Consider the following 20,329-nt stretch of genomic DNA (forward strand, 5'->3'; position numbering starts at 1 on the left):
TATGACACCCGACCCTAATGATACCCTGGCTTAGGATCTTTGGGAGGAAACATGGCAACAAGAGTTGAATTTCACAAGCATGGTGGCCCTGAGGTATTAAAAGCGGTGGAGTTTACCCCCACCGATCCGGCAGAGAACGAGGTGCAGGTCGAGAACAAGGCTATTGGTATCAACTATATCGATACCTACATCCGCAGCGGCCTCTATCCGCCGCCGGCGTTGCCAAGCGGTCTCGGTACAGAGGCGGCAGGCGTAGTGAGCAAAGTGGGTAAAAACGTTAGCCACATTAAGGCAGGCGATCGGGTGGTCTATGCCCAGTCAGCGCTGGGTGCCTACAGCTCGGTGCACAACGTGCCTGCGGATAAGGTCGCTCTGCTGCCAAATGCGATCTCCTTTGAGCAGGCGGCCGCCTCGTTCCTGAAAGGACTGACGGTCTTCTATCTGCTGCGTAAAACCTATGAGATCAAGCCCGACGAGCCGTTTCTGTTCCATGCGGCGGCGGGCGGCGTAGGGCTTATTGCCTGCCAGTGGTCCAAGGCGCTGGGCGGGAAGCTGATCGGCACCGTGGGTAGCGCGCAGAAGGCGCAGCGGGCGTTGCAGGCCGGCGCGTGGCAGGTGATTAACTACCGCGAAGAGAGCATCGTTGAGCGCGTTAAGGAGATCACCGGCGGTAAAAAGGTGCGCGTGGTCTATGACTCGGTAGGAAAAGATACCTGGGAGTCCTCGCTGGACTGCTTGCAGCGTCACGGCCTGATGGTCAGCTTCGGCAATGCCTCTGGCCCGGTCACCGGCGTTAACCTCGGCATTCTTAACCAGAAAGGTTCCCTGTATGCCACCCGCCCTTCCCTTCAGGGTTACATCACTAACCGGGAGGAGCTGGAGGAGGCGAGCAACGAGCTGTTTTCACTGATTGCCAGCGGCGTGATTAAGGTAGACGTGGCGGAAGATCAGAAGTTCCCGCTGGCGGAGGCGCAGCGCGCGCACGAGACGCTGGAGAGTCGGTCAACGCAGGGATCGAGTTTGCTAATCCCCTGATTCCCTCTAAATAATTCGAGTAGCAGGAAGGCGGCAAGTGCGCGAGTCCCCAGGAGCTTACATAGGTAAGTGACTGGGGCGAGTAAGCGCAGCCAACGCACCGGCTGCTTGAAGTATGACGAGGGAAAAGAATTAGGGCTTCCCTTAAGGAAGCCCTTTCTTTTTTTAGTTCGGCTGTATGTAGGGTACAGCTCGATGAATTCAAAAGACGCGCAATAGTGACAGATTCGATACCTAAATCCTATGCGGTTTGGCTGAACCTGCCAGAGAAAAATGCCAGGTTGTGATCAAGACCGCATAACTTAGTAACGCCAGCGGCTATTACGCTGATACAGCGGCAGTTTTGGCTTTTTCACCGCCCGGATAACCCAGACGATGGCCACCGCCAGCAGCAGCCAGGGCAGCAGTTTAAACATCAACGCAAACAACCCACCGACGAACATCAGCGCCGTGGCCACTGCCAGAGCAACAATAATGCCCAGCAGCGAGACGCCCGTTACCAACAGCATCATAAAAAATCCAATCACAAACAGTAGTTCCAGCATGGCTTTTCCCCCTTAATAGTTACCCAACCTATTACAAGAATCGTGCCAGAGTGTAATTTATTGATAATAAAGCAAAACGCCCCGCAGAGTGCTGCGAGGCGTGGTGAATTTAGCTAACTTTTAGCGAATTTTTAACGCTTATCTGCGACCAGCTTCAGCGCCTGCTCCAGCACGTTAATATCTGCCCCTGCTTTATGCGCATTTTCACTCAGATAGCGACGCCACTGGCGCGCGCCGGGAACGCCCTGGAAAAGCCCCAGCATATGGCGAGTAATATGCCCGAGATAGGCCCCGCTGCTCAGCTCACGCTCGATATACGGATACATGGCCCGCACCACCGCAACCGGATCGGCATCTTCACGCGCTACGCCAAAAATCTCACGGTCAACCGCAGCCAGGATGCCTGGGTTTTGATACGCCTCACGCCCGACCATCACCCCATCCATATGCTCAAGGTGCGCCTTCGCCTCTTCCAGCGATTTAATACCGCCGTTGATGGACATAGTCAGGTGTGGAAAATCGCGCTTAAGCTGATAGACACGCGGGTAGTCCAGGGGCGGGATCTCGCGGTTCTCTTTGGGACTGAGCCCAGAGAGCCAGGCCTTGCGGGCATGGATAATAAACGTCTCACACTCGCCCCTGCCGGAAACGGTATCAATAAAGCTGCAAAGGAATTCATAGCTGTCCTGATCGTCAATGCCGATGCGGGTCTTCACCGTCACCGGAATAGAGACCACGTCGCGCATGGCTTTGATGCAGTCGGCCACCAGCTGCGCATTGCCCATCAGGCAGGCCCCGAACATGCCGTTCTGCACGCGATCGGACGGACAACCAACGTTGAGGTTGATCTCATCGTAGCCGCGGGATTCGGCCAGTTTCGCACAGTGGGCCAGCTGCGCCGGATCGCTGCCGCCCAGCTGAAGCGCCACGGGATGCTCTTCGTCGCTGTAGGCCAGGTAGTCGCCTTTGCCGTGAATAATCGCCCCGGTAGTCACCATCTCGGTGTAGAGCAGCGTCTCCCGCGACAGCAGACGCAAAAAATAGCGGCAGTGTCGGTCTGTCCAGTCGAGCATGGGCGCGATGGAGAAGCGGTGGGCGGCGAAGGCGGTAGCGGGCGTGACTGGCGGCATAGCGTACGTTTTTTCATCAAAATGGAAAAGGGGCGCTACTATAGCATACTCATTTCGCCTGAACAGCACGCCGGAACATTGTGCATAAACTATGCCCCGGATATCTTGTAATACAAGGTGCTGAACAGCGGATTATCAGACGCAAGACCTGTTCAGGGAGTGTGTTTCTCTGACGACTTAAGGATTAAGCGTATGTCTCTTTGGTTTTCTTATTTGGGATTAGCTGCCGTATGGGTAGGTTTTTTTTGCTTTGCTTTTCTCTTCTTCTTTTTTGGTGCAAACAAAAAAAAGTATAACCAGCTCATTGAGTTATACCATGATCGTGGCTTCTCGTTTTATGCCCCCTATCATTTCCACTCTTTAATGGGTTTTTTCGGCTCTTTTACGCTTGTTTATTACTTTCTCTGTCTTTTGAAAAAGAAAGCCCCCCTTTTCATGTGGAATGATAATAAAGAAGTATACAATTTCTTTGATAGCATCCCAGGCGATCTCTATAGCTGGATGCATGGGTATTACAGAATTACACTTCTTTGTATGTGCTCGTGCGCTTTCGTTTTTTTAATGGTCCTGGCAAAATTCGTGGCTGAACATTTCTTTAGTCCATAAAAGATACGCTTTAGCTGACAGGCACTATTGAATAAAAGCTTTAATAATAAATTAATCAAAATGATGCACCTGAACAAGTGCATCACAGCATTAAATAGCTTTAAGCTGATTGATAATAAAAGGATTAATCTGCAATAACAGCAGCAACTTTCGCGGCGCGCCGGTCGGCTGACGCCGTTTTGTTTCCCAACTTTTTACAAGATCGTAGCTGACGCCAACGGCCGCTGCAAAATCCTGCTGTTTTAGCCCGGTCGCTTTGCGGATAGCTTTAACGTCGATCGGACTAAACGTATGAACATGCTGGGGCTCTGGCGTTAATTCACCTTTTTCAATTTTTATCATTTCTTCTGCACTGGCCAGCAGATCGGCAAACAACTCGTCTTTCATCTGTACCTCATCGCCCTTGTTGACGCCGCATCGGGCCTGTTACTTTACCCATATGGGAGTTACAGAACCTCAGCGTTACACCAGCATATTGCATAACTGCTTCAGCACTTTCTTTTGTTCTTCCGTTAAATCATTCTGCTCATTTTTAGGATATACCAGAGCCAGATAGATTCGTCCTTTACTCGTTATATGGTAATAAATTACCCGCACACCACCGCGCTTCCCTATGCCTGGACGGCTCCAACGAATTTTCCGAAATCCTCCGGTGCCCGAAATAGTGTCTCCGGCTTCAGGATTTTCAATTAACACCTCCTGAAACGCTCGGAACTCATCATCCGGCATAAGTGCATGACGCCGCTTACTAAAACCATGTAGTTCAATAAAAGTGTACATCTCGTTCCCTGACATGCTCGCGACTTTTAAGTCATTTTATGTGTACTCAGTACATATAACAAGCGATTTAATGTACTCAGTACATCTTAAGATACGTCAGGAGAGAAGTAATTTGAACAGCACGCCGGAGGCATTGCGCCTCCGGCGGATAGATCATTAGAACGTCAGGCTGAGCTGCGCACCTGCGCCCCAGGTTTCATCTTCGCCGTACAGACCCATCAGATCGACGTGAACACGGTTAAACGGCGCAAAGCCGATACCGGCGGTGGCGACGTTGCTGTCGTCCCCTTTCACATCGGCACGGTAGCCCGCACGCACCGCCAGCCAGTCAAGCGGACGCACTTCAGCACCCACGCCAACGTACTGGGAAGCCTCTTCGCTCTTAAAGCCTTTGGTTTCGGTTACATCGCCATCGGCGCTGAGGGTCACCAGATCCGTGTGCCACGCCAGACCTGCGGTCACCACCGGGCTGATCTGGTAGGTATCTTTGTAGTTGCGTACTTCCCCGGTGCGGCCGTTGCGGATCTGGATATCTTTGGTATCGATATCACGAGAGATCAGGTTCTGCCCGCTCAGGCCTACGGTCCAGTTATCACCAAAGTCAGCGGCAATACCGGCATCAACGTTGAAGCCGGTATCGTCGTTACGATAGCGGCTGCTGTTGAAGTCGCTGCTGTCGTAGTCGTAGATAGAGGTGGTGTAGTTGAACAGCCAGGTTTTTTGCAGCTTCGGCGTTACGCCGATAGAGACCGGCACGTCGCCAAACTGGAACTGACGCGCCACGGCCACGCCATAATCGGAGACGATAGCGGCCCGTCCAGATGCAGTAGAGTTCAGGTTACGGGTGATCTCATCCGAGCCGGATGGAGAGAGCGCAGCGTTCAGCGCCACGCCTGCCGCAACCAGGTCGCTGTTTTGAATATTGCGCAGATAGTTAATATCCTGCTGGTCGATAGCAGAGCTCACGCGCGCATGCGCATAGGCTTTGGTTACGAATGCAAAGGAGAGAACGTCGTTGGGGATGCTGACCGCAATGCCCGCAGCGGCATTAGCGTGCGCCGTTTTACCCTTCAGGAAATCCAGCTCGTCGGCGAGGTCGCGTGCTGCTCCCTGGAACTGATCAATAGTGCCCAGCGGATTCGCAATAATTTGCGCCGTGGTCAGGTTATCAATGACGTCATCGTAATAGTCAACTTTGTCGTTAATATCATCGATTTCGTCCTGCAAATTATCTTTATCTGTAATCTGTGCCTGGACGCTTGGCAGGATGACAGTCACATTATCATCCGGTTTGGCCTTCGCCAGCAGTGCCGGGTTAATCAGTACGCCACTGCCGTAGCTGGCGGATGCGACACCGGTTCCGCCCATGGCATCACTACGTGCTTCTGCCCATGTATTCGCTGCCCCTGCCTGAGTGACTACTCCAAAAGAGACCGCAAGTGTTACCACTGAAAGCTTAAAAATTTTTTTCACAGTTTGCCCTGTCTTATTGATCAAAGGTCGATTTATGCCCTGCCAGTTATCGCCTGGCGAGAGGTGAACTATTGCTGTGAAAAGCGATGCTAAATGCAGCTAATTCGTTTTTTACCTGCATGAGAATATTTTTATTCGTAACAATCTGCGTCTTTTTATAAAGACTCTTTACTTATAGAGGAGGAAATTCGATTGGGGAAGTTTTTCTACTACGGGCGTTGAAAATTTCAGGTAAATGCCAGGGGTAAGGCCTCTTGCGGGCGGAAGGATGGCGTGGATCTCGGCGTTCGCCACAGGATATGGTAAAGTAGCAGTTTCAACGTTATTACATTACGTCACTTGAGGATGCCCAATGGATAAGACCACTTCGCAGCAGATGCTGGCACATGCTGAAACGCTGTGCGCGCAGCGCAACGTGCGCCTGACCCCGCAGCGCCTTGAGGTTCTACGCCTGATGAGCCTGCAACAGGGTGCGATCAGCGCTTACGATTTACTCGATCTTTTGCGTGTCTCTGAGCCGCAGGCCAAGCCGCCAACGGTTTATCGCGCTCTCGACTTCCTGCTGGAGCAGGGATTTGTGCATAAGGTTGAGTCGACAAACAGCTACGTGCTGTGTCACCTCTTCGATCAGCCCACGCATACGTCGGCGATGTTCATCTGCGATCGCTGTGGCGTGGTAAAAGAGGAAGCGGCTGAGGGCGTGGAAGATATCATGCATGCGCTAGCGGCAAAGATGGGCTTTGCGCTACGGCATAACGTTATTGAGGCGCACGGGCTTTGTGCAGCGTGTTCGGAAGTGGAAGCCTGTCGTCATCAGGGCGAGTGCCAGCACGATCACAGCATCTTAGTGAAGAAAAAACCGCGTTAGGCTTCGAGGTAGAGCAGGAAGGGTCGGTACATCCTTGTACCGTCGGGCAGGGCATTCAAGCTGTCAACCTAGCGTGATTACCAGCGATACTCGTTACGAGTTTCCCATTCGCCGACTTCTTTCTCGGCCTGGTCTTTCTGATAACCGTAACGTTCTTGAATTTTACCGACCAGCTGGTCGCGTTTACCTTCAATAACGGTCATATCATCGTCCGTTAATTTGCCCCATTGCTCTTTCGCTTTACCTTTGAACTGTTTCCAGTTACCGCCGACTTCGTCTTTATTCATAATGGTATCCTCATCATCGTTCGGTGTTGAATAGCAATATTCGTTGGTCCTTCGTTACGTTCGTTATCTGCTGAACGTGATAATAATTGTAGCTAAGGATTTTCTAAGGTGGGATTTATTCGGAATATTTAACCATTCAGAGGCAAACAAACAACAGGAAGAGAGGGCAAAAAAAGAGGGAGCAAATGCAGGAACAAAAAAATAGATTAAGCGCTGTGGCAGGATAAAGCGAGCTGCCACAGGCACTTACAGGATATCAGAGCCATTCGCCGTTGCGAATAACGCCGACCGCCAGCCCTTCAATACTGAAGTTCTGCTGACGCAGGTCAACAACGATAGGATCGAAGTCGCTGTTTTCAGGCAGCAGCTGTACGGTATTGCCCTGCTTTTTCAGCCGCTTTACCGTCACTTCATCATCAATACGTGCCACGATCACCTGGCCGTTACGCGCTTCCTGAGTTTTATGTACTGCCAGCAGATCGCCATCCATGATGCCGATATCTTTCATCGACATCCCGCTAACCCGCAGCAGGAAATCAGCGCTGGGCTTAAACAGGGAGGGATCGACCTGGTAGTGGCCTTCAATATGCTGCTGCGCCAGCAGCGGCTCACCGGCAGCGACGCGGCCAATCAACGGCAGCCCCTCTTCCTCTTCCTGCAGCAGTCGGATCCCGCGCGATGCGCCGGAAACAATCTCAAGAACCCCTTTACGCGCCAGCGCTTTCAGGTGTTCTTCCGCCGCGTTTGGCGAACGGAATCCCAAACGCTGCGCAATCTCAGCACGCGTCGGCGGCATGCCGGTCTGGCTGATGTGATCGCGAATGAGATCAAACACCTCTTGCTGCCTGGCTGTTAACGCTTTCATCCCGCCCCCTGGGTGTATATACAGTTATGCTGTGAGTATATACAGCAAAAACTGTTTTTGAAACCAAATTTTGAGCAAAACCGCCGCACAAGCCCGATTTTGCGCACCTTAGCGGTAATGTGGCCAGAGCAGCATGCCCCAGGTTGCCAGCGCAAGCAGGATAGACATCAGCACCGCCGCTGAGCCCATGTCTTTGGCCCGGCCGGAAAGCTCATGAAAATCAGTGCCAATGCGGTCAACAACCGCTTCGATCGCGCTGTTCAGGATCTCCACTATCATTACCAGCACTACGGACCCAATGAGCAGCACGCGGGTAATAGCGTCTACGTCGAGCCAGCAGGCGATAACAATAGCGAGGATCACCGCCACGGCCTCCTGGCGGAAGGCGGCCTCATTGAGCCATGCCGCACGAACGCCCTTCCATGAGTACCCTGCAGCTTTAATGATTCGGGTTAAACCAGTGGTATTATTGGCCATCAAAAGAACCTTTTTATGTAATTATCATCAATGTCTATGCGAGCGTACCGAGGTACAAAAGATATTCTGCGCGCTTTCTGATATTCTTGCGGCGCAATGGCATTATTAACCAGAGGCTTCACATTGTTTATGTCCGGCTGGCCACGAATTTACTACAAATTACTGAATTTACCATTAAGCGTGTTGGTAAAAAGCAAGTCGATTCCGGCAGAACCTGCCCAGGAACCAGGACTCGATACCTCACGCCCTATTATGTACGTTTTGCCTTATAACTCGAAGGCAGACTTACTGACTTTGCGTGCTCAGTGTCTGGCACATGAGCTGCCCGACCCGCTGGAGCCGCTGGAGATCGACGGCGCGCTGCTGCCGCGCTACATCTTTATCCATAGCGGCCCGCGTGTTTTTAGCTGGTACACGCCAAAAGAAGATTCCGTTAAGCTGTTCCATGACTACCTGGATCTCCACCGTAATCACCCGGATCTGGACGTACAGATGGTGCCGGTATCGGTGATGTTTGGCCGCTCGCCGGGGCGCGAAAAAGGCGAAGTTAACCCGCCGCTGCGCATGCTGAACGGCATCCAGAAGTTCTTTGCCGTCTCCTGGCTGGGCCGCGATAGCTTTGTGCGCTTCTCCCCGCCGGTCTCCCTGCGCCGGATGGCCACCGAGCATGGCACGGACAAAATTATCGCCCAGAAGCTGGCCCGCGTAGCGCGCATGCATTTTGCCCGCCAGCGGCTTGCCGCCGTGGGCCCGCGCCTGCCGGCACGCCAGGATCTCTTCAATAAGCTGCTGGCATCAAAAGCAATTGCCCGCGCGGTAGAAGACGAAGCGCGCAGCAAAAAGATCTCTCACGAGAAGGCCCAGCAGAACGCCATCGCCCTGATGGAAGAGATTGCCGCTAACTTCTCCTATGAGATGATCCGCCTGAGCGACCGTATTCTCGGCTTTACCTGGAACCGGCTCTATCAGGGTATCAACGTGCATAACGCCGAGCGGGTCCGCCAGCTGGCGCACGACGGCCATGAAATTGTCTACGTGCCGTGCCACCGTAGCCACATGGACTACATGCTGCTCTCCTACGTCCTCTATCATCAGGGACTGGTCCCGCCGCATATTGCTGCCGGTATCAACCTTAACTTCTGGCCTGCCGGGCCGATTTTCCGCCGTCTCGGGGCATTCTTTATTCGCCGTACCTTCAAGGGCAATAAGCTCTACTCAACGGTGTTCCGTGAGTACCTGGGCGAGCTGTTCAGCCGCGGCTACTCGGTAGAGTACTTCGTCGAGGGTGGGCGCTCACGTACGGGGCGTCTGCTGGATCCGAAAACCGGCACCCTGTCGATGACCCTGCAAGCCATGCTGCGCGGCGGCACGCGCCCTATCACCCTGGTACCGATCTATATCGGCTACGAGCACGTGATGGAGGTAGGTACCTACGCCAAAGAGCTGCGCGGGGCGACCAAAGAGAAAGAGAACGTCTTTCAGATGCTGCGCGGCCTGAGCAAGCTGCGCAACCTCGGCCAGGGCTATGTTAACTTTGGCGAGCCGCTACCGCTGATGAACTATCTTAATCAGCACGTGCCGGAGTGGCGCGAGTCGATCGATCCGATTGAAGCGATACGCCCGGCCTGGCTGACGCCGACCGTGAATACCATCGCCGCCGATCTGATGGTGCGCATTAACAACGCGGGCGCGGCAAATGCCATGAACCTTTGCTGTACCGCGCTGCTGGCCTCGCGCCAGCGCTCGCTGACCCGCGAGCAGCTGACCGAGCAGCTGGACTGCTATCTCGACCTGCTGCGCAACGTGCCCTACTCGCCTGACGCCACCGCCCCGGCGGCAAGCGCCAGCGAGCTGATTGCCCACGCGCTGCAGATGAACAAGTTCGAGGTAGAGAAAGACACCATTGGCGACATCATCATTCTGCCGCGCGAGCAGGCGGTGCTGATGACCTACTACCGCAACAACATCGCGCATATGCTGGTGCTGCCCTCTCTGATGGCGGCCATCGTGACCCAGCATCGCCAGATCTCTCGCGAAGAGCTGCTGCGCCACGTTGACGTGCTCTATCCGATGCTGAAAGCGGAGCTGTTCCTGCGCTGGGATAACAGCGAGCTGCCGGACGTGATGAACGCCCTGATCGCCGAGATGGTGCGCCAGGGCCTGCTGGTAGATAAAGACGACCGTCTGTATCTCAACCCGCAGCGCTCACGCACCCTGCAGCTGCTGGCAGCGGGCGCACGCGAAACGCTACAGCGTTACGCCATTACCTTCTGGCTGCTGAGCGCTAACCCGGCCATTAACCGTGGCACGCTGGAGAAAGAGAGCCGCACCCTGGCCCAGCGTCTGTCGGTGCTGCATGGGATCAACGCGCCGGAGTTCTTCGATAAAGCGGTGTTTAGTACGTTGGTGCTGACGCTGCGCGATGAAGGCTATATCAGCGATACAGGAGATGCCGATCCGGCTAAAACCATGCAGGTCTATCTCCTGCTGGCGGATCTGGTAACGCCTGACGTGCGATTGACCATCGAGAGCGCGACGCAGGCGGAAGCGTAATAGTGAGGCCCGGCAAGCTTGCCGGGCCTCTTTTTTAGGGCAGGTAACTCACCGCCAGCCCAACAAACAGCGCCAGGCCCACGTAGTTATTGTTCAGGAAAGCTTTGAAACAGGCGTCGCGATCGCGATGCACAATCATCTTCTGCTGCCAGATAAACAGCGCGCCTGCTACCGCAATCGAGGCATAGAAAGCCCAACCCAGCCCGTTCAGCCAGCCCACCGCCGCCATCAGTACCAGCACCAGCACCTGCAAAATGCCGACGATCAGCTTATCGTGACGACCAAAAAGAATAGCCGTCGATTTAATGCCGATCTTGACGTCATCGTCCCGATCCACCATCGCATAGAGCGTATCGTAGGCCACCGCCCACAGAATGTTGGCGAAGAACATCAGCCAGCAGCTCAGGGGAACCGACTCGCTCACGGCGGCAAAGGCCATGGGAATCGACCAGCCAAAGGCGGCACCCAGCACCACCTGCGGCAGGTGGGTATAGCGCTTCATGAAGGGGTAGGTCCAGGCCAGCGCCAGCGCCGCTACCGACAGCAGGATGGTCATCAGGTTGAGGGTCAGCACTAGCACAAACGCCAGCAGCACCAGCACGACAAACAGGTTACGCGCCTCTTTTTCACTCACCGCGCCGCTCGGCAGCGGCCGGTTGGCAGTGCGCTTCACGTGGCCATCAAACTTACGATCGGCGTAGTCGTTCACCACGCAGCCTGCGGCGCGCATCAGCCAGACCCCGGCGATAAACACCACCAGAATCCCCAGCGGCGGCACGCCCGGCGTCGCCACCCACAGTGCCCACAGGGTGGGCCACAGCAACAGCAGCGCGCCAATTGGCTTGTCCGTGCGCATTAAGCGGTGATAAGCCAGCAGCTTACCCTGCGTAAGACTCCACTCCATTTCTACTCCTCTCGATACAGCGGCGATGCAGGTAAAAACAGCTCCGTCAGCAGCAGCGGCTTGCCGCCAAGGCGCAGCCGGGAGCGGCGTCCCCAGAGATCGGCGTGACGGCCTATTTCAATAAAATCACGGGTCAGGGTTGATGAGGTAAAGAGATAGCGCCCCAGCGGCGTATTGCCCAGCCGCTGCAGCGCCAGCTCCGGACCGCTCAGGGTCGACTCCGGCACCACCGTACGGCCAGCCAGCCAGGGCTCGCCGTCGGCACAGAGCAGGATCTCCCGCAGCCAGTAGCGTGATGCCTCGGGCAACAGCGGGCGCTCTTCTGGTACCTCATCGGCGGTGACGAACGCCTCTCTTATGAGCGTAACACTCACCTGGCAACCCTGCTGCTCAAAACGCTTGGTCATTGAGTCTTCCAGCAGCAGCCAGTCTAGCAGGTGCGGTTCAAGTGCGGGGATTGCGTCAAAATAGCGCAGCGCGCGCAGTTGCGTTAGCGCAGGGTGTGGCATGCCTTACTCTCCGGTACATAACGTAGCAACAGTGTATCGCAGAACAGGCAGATCGGGAAAAAGGGTGCACCGGTGAAGGTGCACCAAACGGACAAAATCAGCATTGTGGGGAGACGATCACCCCTTGCCTTTTACACTGCTGATAAACGTAGCGCGGGCGGACGTCGAGCCCAGGCTCTCAGCCTCATTCAATAGTTTGAGTGCTTTATCGATATTGCCGCTGGCGACGGCCTGTTTAATACCCTGGTTAAAGTAGTTTTCCGTATCGTTCAGTACCGGTTCATGCCTGGCTGCCGGAGCCGGGGCTTGCACAGGTGCGGCTGCCGGAGCAGGTGCGGCGGCCGGGGCGCTGTAGGCGGTGGCCGGTGCGGCAGTATTACCAACGGTCACGGCAGCATGGCCGGAAGAGCCAAAGATCGGGCCGACCAGAATGCTGGAGGCAGAGTTAGTGCTGACTTTGAGTTTCACCGTGCCGTCCGGCGTATGGCGCGCCTGTGGATCCGGAATATCCGGTACTGCGTTACCCACGCCTTTCGCGTAGGCCTTTGCCGGGTTGATCATGGTGGTGGTGCGCTGCAAATCTTCCGGGGTGGTAAAGACCAGCAGGTAGATTTTTTGCTGGCCCAGCGCCGGCGTCAGCTTGATGATCCCCTCAAGACGGTCGGCAGACATCACGCCCGGCTCCTGATAGGTGAAGTAGCTGCTCGGGAACCACGCGGCGGGGGTCAGGTTTTGATCGAGCACCAGCACGTTGGGCGCAAAGATCGATTTTTGCTTATCCGCGACGCTGGTGAGGGTAAGGGTTAACTCACCGATGTTGGCCGGCACGCTGTAGGCGGCCACTTTACCGGTGATGCCGGGTACGTTCAGGGTTTGCCCTGCCGTCGCCAAATTGGTGGTCTGGGTTTGTGAATTAGCAACCGGGGTCCAGGCGAGCTGCTGGAGCGTCCCTGTCGGGATGGCCGGCGCGGCTGAGGTGTCCTGCGGAACCAGGTTTACGTCGGCGAAGCTGACTGCGGGTACGCAGGCGAGCAGCCCTGCACCGAGGCAGAGCGCGAGAAGCGTTTTTTTCATTTTCATTATGGTGACCTCTGTAGAGATGACGAGACGGTAGCCAGGCAATAGCGCGCCGCGTCAGGATAGATCGCTTACTGGTATAAGAGGGGCCGAAGCCCCTCTCTGGTACTGCATTACATCAACGCTGTCTTACCACCAGATTTCCATCTGGGCACCGAAGGTCCACTCGTCATCATCGCCGCGGCTGAAGGTACGGGCAGAGGTATCCTGGTAAGCGTAGCCAGTAGTGTAAGCCGGGCCAGCATTGTTGTTAGCGAAGCCGAAGGACTCATCCCACTTGGCGTAGGTTGCGAACACGCGCAGCGCCGGACGGGACCAGATGCTGTCGCCTGCCTGCCACTGCTGGGCCAGGGTCACTTTGACCTGGTCGTTGGTGGAGTCGGTACGCTGGGACTTCACGTTGTCATAGCCAACTTCCAGCAGGGTGCTCATGATCGGTGTCCATTTGAACATCGGACGCACGCCCACGGTCCACCAGCGGGTGCCGTTGTTGTTATCCAGATCGATATCCTGGTACATACCGACGTACATCATGTCCCAGCGGTCGCCCATCGAGATGGAGCCGTGGTCGATAAAGCGCAGCAGGTGACCGTTGTTGTCAAGCTGTGCACCCTGCGGAATGCCTTTACCGTTAGAGGTAAGGGAGTCGGTAGCGTACTGAACGATGAACTTGTTGAAGCCGGTGCCGATGGTCTGCACGTGCTCACCGGTAAACATCCAGCCATCTTTAGTCGCGCCTGGACGCAGGGAGTAGTTATCCGGCAGGTTGGTGTGGCCGTAGTCTACGCCCAGCTCCAGGGTACCGCCCGGGTTCACTTCCATGCCGGCTAAGCGCACGTCAAAGACGTCGTTCGGCACGATATTGTCATAGGTACGATCGCCAGTAATCGGATCGCGATCGGCGAAAGTGGTCGAGCCGCCGGACTCAGATGAACGGGTGCCCGCCAGAGAGAGTTTACCGAAGCCGAGATCGATGTTTTCGATACCTGCGCCTGGGCCAGAGATATCCCAGTAGTAGAAGTCGATCATGTGGACGTCATGACGCTGGTAGAAGCGTTTACCTGCCCAGATGGTGGAGCCTGGCAGCGCTTCGATCAGGTTTTTACCCTGAACGTTGGCTTCGCGGAAGGCCGGGCTGGTGGCTTCCCAGTCGTTCTGCTGGGAAACGGAGTAGGCTACGTTGGTGTCGAAGTAGAAGCTCTTATCGCCCTCTTTCCACACTTCCTGGCCCAGTTTGATCTCCGCATAGGTTTCACATTCGTTACCAAGACGGTATTTACTTTGGGCCCCGGTCGCCTGGAAACACTCTTGCGGGCCGCCGCTGCCGGTCCAGCCGATGCCAGAACGGGCGTAGCCTTTAAAATCAACAGCACCCGCCTGGGCTGCCATCACGCCTGCTGCTATGGCGACGGCCAGAGGGAGTTTGCGCAGAGTAATCATCGTTCTATCTCCTGAAGCTTTGCTTGCTTTTCTTTGTAATGGGAATGCTTAAACGCCAGGCTCCTGATGCAATCTCCGACAGGCGCTGCCGTCCTCACGGAACAGATGGCAGCGCTCCGGCGGCAAGCCGATAGCGAATGTGGCACCCTCTTCTACCAACACCACGTCCCCCTGGCGGTAAACCAGGTTTTGACGGATGGCGGGGATCTGGATATGAATTTGCGTTTCGTGACCTAACTGCTCAACAACCTGTACCTGCCCCTCCAGCGTGACATCGGCGATGTCGCTGGGCAGCAGATGCTCGGGACGGATCCCAAGCGACATATTTGCGCCCACCTGGACGTGAGCACTGTCTACCGGCAGCCAGATCTGCTGGCGGTTCGGCAGCTCTACCTGCACCTGCTCAATGGCGGTAGCGGTCACTTTTACCGGCAGGAAGTTCATCTTGGGCGAGCCAATAAAGCCCGCCACGAAACGGTCTGCCGGGTAGTGATAAAGCTCCAGCGGCTTGCCAATCTGCGCCACGCGGCCCGCGTCCAGCACCACAATCTTGTCTGCCAGGGTCATCGCCTCGACCTGATCATGGGTGACGTAGATCATCGTGCGTCCAAGGCGCTTGTGCAGGCGGGAGATCTCGATCCGCATCTGCACGCGCAGCGCCGCATCAAGGTTCGATAGCGGCTCATCGAGCAGGAACACGCGCGGCTCCGCCACCAGCGTACGGCCAATGGCGACGCGCTGGCGCTGACCGCCGGAGAGCGCTTTCGGCTTGCGATCCAGCAGATGGCCCAGCTGTAACACCTCGGCGACCTGGTTAACGCGCTGGTTAATCACGTCTTTCTTTGCGCCAGCCAGCTTCAGGCCGAACGACATATTTTCTGCCACCGAGAGGTGGGGATAGAGCGCATAGGACTGGAACACCATGCCAACGCCGCGATCCGCAGGGGGGATCTCGTTCATTCGCGTATCACCAATCATGAGGTCGCCGCTGGTGATGGTCTCCAGCCCGGCAATCATGCGCAGCAGGGTCGATTTTCCGCAGCCTGACGGTCCGACAAACACCACGAACTCCCCCTCCTGGATGTCGAGGTTGATATCTTTTGATACCACTACGTCACCCCAGGCCTTCGTCACATTCCTCAGCTGCACGCTCGCCATGCCCTTCTCCCTTCCTTCGTTACAACCCTGAAACATTCAGTTGCAGTGAATATGCGTCATGCGTAAGTCAGGCGAATCCTCCACCCCCCGGTTTTTTATGGGGGAGGAGACGGGAGGATGAGCGGCATGGCTCTGCCACCGGGGCCGCGGGCTGCGGGCAATTTTCGTGATGCCACCAGCAAAAATTGCGGCGCTTTTGTGTGCGCCGGTACGCATAACTCTGTTTTATGTAACAAAGATCACACATCACGGCGGCAGGGCGTAGGTCGGGGGAGGATGAGAAGCGCTTGTCAAACCGGGAGACTGAGAGGCGTCAATTTATCGCTACCTAAAGGACGGGATTTATGAACATGAAAACTGGCGCTCGCATCCTTGCGCTCTCCGCGCTGACGACGATGATGTTTTCCGCCTCGGCCCTTGCCAAAATTGAAGAAGGCAAGCTGGTGATCTGGATCAACGGCGACAAAGGCTATAACGGCCTCGCGGAAGTCGGCCAGAAATTCGAGAAAGATACCGGGATTAAGGTCACCGTTGAGCATCCGGACAAGCTGGAAGAGAAGTACCCGCAGGTGGCGGCGACCGGTGACGGCCCGGATATTATCCTCTGGGCGCATGACCGTTTTGGTGGCTATGCCCAGTCTGGCCTGCTGGCGGAAATCACCCCCGACAAAGCCTTCCAGGACAAGCTTTTCCCGTTCACCTGGGACGCGGTGCGCTATAACGGCAAGCTGATCGCCTATCCGATCTCCGTTGAAGCCCTGTCGCTGATCTATAACAAAGACCTGGTACCGAACCCGCCGAAAACCTGGGAAGAGATCCCGGCGCTGGATAAAGAGCTGAAGGCGAAAGGCAAGAGCGCGCTGATGTTCAACCTGCAGGAGCCGTACTTCACCTGGCCGCTGATCGCCGCTGATGGCGGATACGCGTTTAAATTTGCCGACGGCAAGTATGACGTGAAAGACGTGGGCGTGGACAACGCCGGTGCCAAAGCGGGCCTGGGCTTCCTGGTTGATCTGATTAAGAACAAACACATGAATGCCGACACCGACTACTCCATCGCCGAAGCGGCCTTTAATAAAGGCGAAACCGCGATGACCATCAACGGTCCGTGGGCGTGGTCAAACATCGACAAGAGCAAGGTGAACTACGGCGTGACGCTGCTGCCGACCTTTAAAGGCAAGCCGTCGAAGCCGTTCGTTGGCGTGCTGAGCGCGGGCATCAACGCCGCCAGCCCGAACAAAGAGCTGGCAAAAGAGTTCATTGAAAACTACCTGCTGACCGACCAGGGCCTGGACGCGGTTAACAAAGATAAGCCGCTGGGTGCCGTCGCGCTGAAATCCTTCCAGGAGACCTTAGCGAAGGATCCACGCATTGCCGCCACCATGGGCAACGCCGAGAAGGGCGAAATCATGCCTAACGTTCCGCAGATGGCTGCCTTCTGGTATGCAGTGCGTACGGCAGTAATCAACGCCGCCAGCGGTCGCCAGACCGTGGATGCTGCGCTGAAAGATGCGCAGGGTCGTGTTACCAAGTAATAAAAATGGCGGGTGGCGCATCGCTACCCGCCCTACAACTGACAATGTTTTCCACGGTTGTTGAGGAAGTGTCTCATGGATGTCGTTAAAAAGAGTGCCTGGTGGCAAAGCAACGCGCTGAAGTGGTCAGCGATCGCCCTGCTGGGGCTGCTGGTGGGCTATCTTGTGGTTTTGATGTACGCCCAGGGAGAGTACCTGTTTGCCATCACGACGCTGATCTTAAGCTCGGTTGGCCTCTATATTTTCGCCAATCGTAAAGCCTACGCCTGGCGCTATGTCTATCCCGGTCTCGCCGGGATGGGCCTGTTTGTTCTCTTTCCGCTGATCTGTACCATCGCTATCGCGTTTACCAACTACAGCAGCACCAATCAGCTGGCGCAGGAGCGCGTTCGCGATGTGCTGATGGATCGCGTCTATCAGGCGGGTAAGACCTTTAACTTTGGCCTCTATCCGGCAGAGAATAAATGGCAGCTGGTGCTGACCGACGGCGAGAGCGACAAGCACTACGTTTCACAACCCTTTACGCCCGGTGGCGAGCAGACCCTGCCCCTGAAAGAGGCGGCAACCCTGCCTGCGGGCGAACGCGCTAACCTGCGGGTGATTACCCAGCAGCGCCAGGCGCTGACGCAGCTTACCGCCGTGCTACCGGATGAGAGCCACGTGGTAATGAGTTCTCTGCGCCAGTTCTCCGGCACGCGCCCGCTCTATACCCTTGCCGACGACGGCACGCTCACCAACAACCAGAGCGGCGTAAAATACCGCCCCAATAACGAGGTCGGTTTCTATCAGGCCGTTAACGCCGACGGTGGCTGGGGCAGCGAACGCCTTAGCCCAGGCTATACCGTGACCATCGGCTGGGACAACTTTATGCGTGTCTTCACCGACGAAGGCATCCAGAAGCCGTTCATGGCAATCTTCGTCTGGACCGTGGTCTTCTCGCTGCTGACGGTGGTGCTGACCGTGGCGGTCGGCATGGTGCTGGCGTGCCTCGTGCAGTGGGAAGCCCTGCGCGGCAAAGCTATCTACCGCGTGCTGCTGATCCTGCCCTACGCCGTACCGTCCTTTATCTCAATCCTGATTTTCAAAGGGCTGTTTAACCAGAGCTTCGGCGAAATCAACATGATGCTGGGGGCGCTGTTCGGTGCTAAACCCGCCTGGTTTAGCGACCCGACGACGGCCCGCGCGATGGTGGTCATCGTTAACACCTGGCTCGGCTATCCCTACATGATGATCCTCTGCATGGGGCTGCTGAAAGCGATCCCTGACGATCTCTATGAGGCTTCGTCAATGGATGGCGCGGGACCGATGCAGAACTTCTTCCGCATCACCCTGCCACTGCTGGTCGTGCCGCTCACGCCGCTGATGATCGCCAGCTTTGCGTTTAACTTTAATAACTTTGTGCTGATCCAGCTCCTGACCAACGGTGGCCCGGATCGCCTGGGTACCACCACCCCGGCAGGCTATACCGACCTGCTGGTGAGCTATACCTACCGCATTGCCTTTGAAGGCGGCGGCGGCCAGGATTTCGGGCTTGCTGCGGCGATTGCCACGCTGATCTTCCTGCTGGTTGGCGTCCTGGCGATTGTGAATTTGAAAGCCACGCGCATGAAATTTGATTAAGGGAGAGACAGACAATGGCTATGGTTCAACCCAAATCACAAAAGCTGCGCCTTTTCCTTACGCATCTGGGCCTGCTGGTTTTTATCGCGGCGATCATGTTCCCGCTGCTGATGGTCATTGCCATCTCGCTGCGTCCAGGTAACTTCGCTACCGGCAGCCTGATCCCGGACCAGATCTCGTGGGAGCACTGGCGTCTGGCGCTGGGCTTCAGCGTTGAGCATGCGGATGGGCGCGTTACCCCGCCGCCGTTCCCGGTGCTGCTGTGGCTGTGGAACTCGGTAAAAATTGCTGGCATTACGGCGGTGGGCATCGTGGTGCTCTCCACCACCTGCGCCTACGCCTTTGCCCGCATGCGCTTTACCGGTAAGTCGGCGCTGCTGAAAGGGATGCTAATTTTCCAGATGTTCCCGGCGGTGCTCTCCCTGGTGGCGCTCTATGCCCTGTTCGACCGCCTCGGTCAGTATGTACCCTTTATCGGCCTGAACACGCACGGCGGGGTGATCTTCGCCTATCTGGGCGGCATCGCCCTGCATGTCTGGACGATCAAGGGCTACTTTGAAACCATCGACAATTCGCTGGAAGAGGCGGCTTCGCTGGATGGGGCGACGCCGTGGCAGGCGTTTCGTCTGGTCTTGCTGCCGCTCTCGGTACCGATTCTGGCGGTGGTCTTTATTCTGTCGTTTATCGCCGCCATTACCGAAGTCCCGGTTGCCTCGCTGCTGCTGCGCGACGTCGACAGCTACACCCTGGCGGTAGGTATGCAGCAGTATCTCAACCCGCAAAACTACCTGTGGGGCGATTTTGCCGCGGCGGCGGTGCTCTCGGCTATTCCGATTACCCTTGTCTTCCTGCTGGCCCAGCGCTGGCTGGTTAACGGCCTGACGGCAGGCGGGGTGAAAGGCTAGGTTTCATCATGTAGTGCCACTGTTATCCTCAACGTTGATCTATCCGTTTGTACTTTGACTCGTGACTGTTATTGGCGCTCTCAGGAGCGCCATTTTTTTTACTCCCGCTTCAGCCGTTTCGAGTTGCAGAGCCAGAGGGTGATCACCAGCAGCAGGATCGCGCCGGAGTAGATCAGCACGTCCATCGGCGATTTGTGGTCGACAATGATCAGCCGCACGATGGCGGTGATGCCGATATAGACAAAGTAGCGTAGCGGGAAGTGAAAACCAGACTGAAAATACTTAACAATCAGGGCGATAAATTCGAAGTAGAGAAAGTAGACCACCAGCCCCTCAACCAGCTCATATTTGCTGGTCTGCTCGGGCGCAAAGAGCACGTCCGCAAGGTGCACCGTCTCTTTACCGAGAAAGACAACCAGGATCAGGCCAAGACTCAGCAGCCCAAGATTCAGGACGGTTTGCAGGATGGTGGAGATGAACTCAACGCGTGGACGAATAAGCGATGTCATACGGCACCTCATTGTCAGTGGCGAGCTCTATGTATAACGCAGAAGTGTGATCC

20 protein-coding genes are annotated in these 20,329 nt (G+C 55.9%); 6 read left to right on the top strand and 14 right to left on the bottom strand.

The genetic code is table 11. The features are described 5' to 3' along the window. The first annotated feature begins 51 nt into the window (after window positions 1-51). Window positions 52-1,035: a quinone oxidoreductase gene (locus WFN61_RS09080; RefSeq protein WP_144816742.1), complete on the top strand. Its 984-nt coding sequence runs from the start codon at window positions 52-54 to the stop codon at window positions 1,033-1,035. Window positions 1,036-1,337: 302 nt separating this feature from the next. On the opposite strand, the gene pspG is transcribed toward WFN61_RS09080, so the two are convergent. The 5 genes from pspG to WFN61_RS09105 all read right to left on the bottom strand — a co-directional run bounded on the left by pspG (window position 1,338) and on the right by WFN61_RS09105 (window position 5,569). Next, entirely contained in the window at window positions 1,338-1,580 is a 243-nt protein-coding gene (gene pspG, locus WFN61_RS09085) for an envelope stress response protein PspG (protein WP_042388868.1), read from the bottom strand. Between the two features lie 131 nt (window positions 1,581-1,711). Beyond that, window positions 1,712-2,710 (bottom strand): tRNA dihydrouridine(20/20a) synthase DusA, encoded by a 999-nt coding sequence (gene dusA, locus WFN61_RS09090; protein WP_337038561.1) that lies wholly within the window; start codon window positions 2,708-2,710, stop codon window positions 1,712-1,714. A gap of 696 nt (window positions 2,711-3,406) precedes the next feature. Continuing rightward, the gene (nadS, locus tag WFN61_RS09095) at window positions 3,407-3,703 is read right to left on the bottom strand and encodes a NadS family protein (protein ID WP_144816749.1); all 297 of its coding nucleotides are present in this window, start codon (window positions 3,701-3,703) and stop codon (window positions 3,407-3,409) included. Between the two features lie 75 nt (window positions 3,704-3,778). Then, window positions 3,779-4,096 carry a type II toxin-antitoxin system RelE/ParE family toxin gene (locus tag WFN61_RS09100; RefSeq protein ID WP_144816751.1) on the bottom strand — a complete coding sequence of 106 codons (318 nt, stop codon included), beginning with the start codon at window positions 4,094-4,096 and terminating at the stop codon, window positions 3,779-3,781. A gap of 156 nt (window positions 4,097-4,252) precedes the next feature. Further along, a complete protein-coding gene (locus WFN61_RS09105) occupies window positions 4,253-5,569 on the bottom strand; it encodes a conjugal transfer protein TraF (RefSeq protein ID WP_144816753.1) in 1,317 nt (438 codons plus the stop codon). 352 nt (window positions 5,570-5,921) lie between these two features. Here WFN61_RS09105 and zur point away from each other — a divergent pair, with 352 nt between their 5' ends. Beyond that, window positions 5,922-6,437, top strand: a complete 516-nt coding sequence (zur, locus tag WFN61_RS09110; protein ID WP_144816755.1) for a zinc uptake transcriptional repressor Zur — start codon at window positions 5,922-5,924, stop codon at window positions 6,435-6,437. A gap of 77 nt (window positions 6,438-6,514) precedes the next feature. Here zur and WFN61_RS09115 read toward each other — a convergent pair whose 3' ends face one another. The 3 genes from WFN61_RS09115 to WFN61_RS09125 form a co-directional block, all read right to left on the bottom strand. Continuing rightward, entirely contained in the window at window positions 6,515-6,724 is a 210-nt protein-coding gene (locus tag WFN61_RS09115) for a CsbD family protein (RefSeq protein WP_042388878.1), read from the bottom strand. A gap of 256 nt (window positions 6,725-6,980) precedes the next feature. Continuing rightward, window positions 6,981-7,589, bottom strand: coding sequence for a transcriptional repressor LexA (gene lexA / locus WFN61_RS09120; RefSeq protein ID WP_042388880.1), 609 nt, complete (start codon window positions 7,587-7,589; stop codon window positions 6,981-6,983). A 108-nt stretch (window positions 7,590-7,697) separates the two neighbouring features. Further along, window positions 7,698-8,066, bottom strand: a complete 369-nt coding sequence (locus WFN61_RS09125) for a diacylglycerol kinase (RefSeq protein ID WP_144816758.1) — start codon at window positions 8,064-8,066, stop codon at window positions 7,698-7,700. A 129-nt stretch (window positions 8,067-8,195) separates the two neighbouring features. On the opposite strand from WFN61_RS09125, the gene plsB reads away from it, so the two are divergent. Next, window positions 8,196-10,619: a glycerol-3-phosphate 1-O-acyltransferase PlsB gene (gene plsB / locus WFN61_RS09130; protein ID WP_144816760.1), complete on the top strand. Its 2,424-nt coding sequence runs from the start codon at window positions 8,196-8,198 to the stop codon at window positions 10,617-10,619. A gap of 34 nt (window positions 10,620-10,653) precedes the next feature. Here plsB and ubiA read toward each other — a convergent pair whose 3' ends face one another. The 5 genes from ubiA to malK all read right to left on the bottom strand — a co-directional run bounded on the left by ubiA (window position 10,654) and on the right by malK (window position 15,707). Next, a complete protein-coding gene (ubiA, locus tag WFN61_RS09135; protein ID WP_144816763.1) occupies window positions 10,654-11,523 on the bottom strand; it encodes a 4-hydroxybenzoate octaprenyltransferase in 870 nt (289 codons plus the stop codon). A gap of 2 nt (window positions 11,524-11,525) precedes the next feature. Beyond that, window positions 11,526-12,032 carry a chorismate lyase gene (ubiC, locus tag WFN61_RS09140; protein WP_103818748.1) on the bottom strand — a complete coding sequence of 169 codons (507 nt, stop codon included), beginning with the start codon at window positions 12,030-12,032 and terminating at the stop codon, window positions 11,526-11,528. A gap of 117 nt (window positions 12,033-12,149) precedes the next feature. Further along, complete coding sequence (gene malM / locus WFN61_RS09145; RefSeq protein WP_337038562.1) at window positions 12,150-13,112, bottom strand: maltose operon protein MalM; 963 nt, start codon at window positions 13,110-13,112, stop codon at window positions 12,150-12,152. A 126-nt stretch (window positions 13,113-13,238) separates the two neighbouring features. Further along, complete coding sequence (locus WFN61_RS09150) at window positions 13,239-14,549, bottom strand: maltoporin (RefSeq protein ID WP_312273009.1); 1,311 nt, start codon at window positions 14,547-14,549, stop codon at window positions 13,239-13,241. 48 nt (window positions 14,550-14,597) lie between these two features. Continuing rightward, window positions 14,598-15,707, bottom strand: a complete 1,110-nt coding sequence (gene malK, locus WFN61_RS09155; RefSeq protein ID WP_144816770.1) for a maltose/maltodextrin ABC transporter ATP-binding protein MalK — start codon at window positions 15,705-15,707, stop codon at window positions 14,598-14,600. 344 nt (window positions 15,708-16,051) lie between these two features. Between malK and malE the strand changes: the two genes are divergently transcribed. From malE to malG, 3 genes are all read left to right on the top strand, one after another. Continuing rightward, window positions 16,052-17,242 (top strand): maltose/maltodextrin ABC transporter substrate-binding protein MalE, encoded by a 1,191-nt coding sequence (malE, locus tag WFN61_RS09160; protein WP_042388903.1) that lies wholly within the window; start codon window positions 16,052-16,054, stop codon window positions 17,240-17,242. Window positions 17,243-17,317: 75 nt separating this feature from the next. After that, on the top strand, window positions 17,318-18,862 hold the full coding sequence (malF, locus tag WFN61_RS09165) for a maltose ABC transporter permease MalF (protein ID WP_144816774.1): 1,545 nt from the start codon (window positions 17,318-17,320) through the stop codon (window positions 18,860-18,862). Window positions 18,863-18,876: 14 nt separating this feature from the next. Beyond that, a complete protein-coding gene (malG, locus tag WFN61_RS09170; protein ID WP_144816776.1) occupies window positions 18,877-19,767 on the top strand; it encodes a maltose ABC transporter permease MalG in 891 nt (296 codons plus the stop codon). A gap of 98 nt (window positions 19,768-19,865) precedes the next feature. On the opposite strand, the gene psiE is transcribed toward malG, so the two are convergent. Next, window positions 19,866-20,276, bottom strand: coding sequence for a phosphate-starvation-inducible protein PsiE (gene psiE, locus WFN61_RS09175; protein WP_042388915.1), 411 nt, complete (start codon window positions 20,274-20,276; stop codon window positions 19,866-19,868). Between the last annotated feature and the right edge of the window lie 53 nt (window positions 20,277-20,329).

Origin of the sequence: Pseudescherichia sp. AS216 (assembly GCF_037152055.1) — a bacterium.
Taxonomy (GTDB): domain Bacteria; phylum Pseudomonadota; class Gammaproteobacteria; order Enterobacterales; family Enterobacteriaceae; genus Pseudescherichia.

Coding starts and splice junctions, on each gene's coding strand:
- WFN61_RS09080 (WP_144816742.1), top strand. CDS start 52: ATGGCAACAAGAGTTGAATTTCACAAGCATGGTGGCCCTGAGGTATTA.
- pspG (WP_042388868.1), bottom strand. CDS start 1,580: ATGCTGGAACTACTGTTTGTGATTGGATTTTTTATGATGCTGTTGGTA.
- dusA (WP_337038561.1), bottom strand. CDS start 2,710: ATGCCGCCAGTCACGCCCGCTACCGCCTTCGCCGCCCACCGCTTCTCC.
- nadS (WP_144816749.1), bottom strand. CDS start 3,703: ATGAAAGACGAGTTGTTTGCCGATCTGCTGGCCAGTGCAGAAGAAATG.
- WFN61_RS09100 (WP_144816751.1), bottom strand. CDS start 4,096: ATGTACACTTTTATTGAACTACATGGTTTTAGTAAGCGGCGTCATGCA.
- zur (WP_144816755.1), top strand. CDS start 5,922: ATGGATAAGACCACTTCGCAGCAGATGCTGGCACATGCTGAAACGCTG.
- WFN61_RS09115 (WP_042388878.1), bottom strand. CDS start 6,724: ATGAATAAAGACGAAGTCGGCGGTAACTGGAAACAGTTCAAAGGTAAA.
- lexA (WP_042388880.1), bottom strand. CDS start 7,589: ATGAAAGCGTTAACAGCCAGGCAGCAAGAGGTGTTTGATCTCATTCGC.
- WFN61_RS09125 (WP_144816758.1), bottom strand. CDS start 8,066: ATGGCCAATAATACCACTGGTTTAACCCGAATCATTAAAGCTGCAGGG.
- plsB (WP_144816760.1), top strand. CDS start 8,196: ATGTCCGGCTGGCCACGAATTTACTACAAATTACTGAATTTACCATTA.
- ubiA (WP_144816763.1), bottom strand. CDS start 11,523: ATGGAGTGGAGTCTTACGCAGGGTAAGCTGCTGGCTTATCACCGCTTA.
- ubiC (WP_103818748.1), bottom strand. CDS start 12,032: ATGCCACACCCTGCGCTAACGCAACTGCGCGCGCTGCGCTATTTTGAC.
- malM (WP_337038562.1), bottom strand. CDS start 13,112: ATGAAAATGAAAAAAACGCTTCTCGCGCTCTGCCTCGGTGCAGGGCTG.
- WFN61_RS09150 (WP_312273009.1), bottom strand. CDS start 14,549: ATGATTACTCTGCGCAAACTCCCTCTGGCCGTCGCCATAGCAGCAGGC.
- malK (WP_144816770.1), bottom strand. CDS start 15,707: ATGGCGAGCGTGCAGCTGAGGAATGTGACGAAGGCCTGGGGTGACGTA.
- malE (WP_042388903.1), top strand. CDS start 16,052: ATGAACATGAAAACTGGCGCTCGCATCCTTGCGCTCTCCGCGCTGACG.
- malF (WP_144816774.1), top strand. CDS start 17,318: ATGGATGTCGTTAAAAAGAGTGCCTGGTGGCAAAGCAACGCGCTGAAG.
- malG (WP_144816776.1), top strand. CDS start 18,877: ATGGCTATGGTTCAACCCAAATCACAAAAGCTGCGCCTTTTCCTTACG.
- psiE (WP_042388915.1), bottom strand. CDS start 20,276: ATGACATCGCTTATTCGTCCACGCGTTGAGTTCATCTCCACCATCCTG.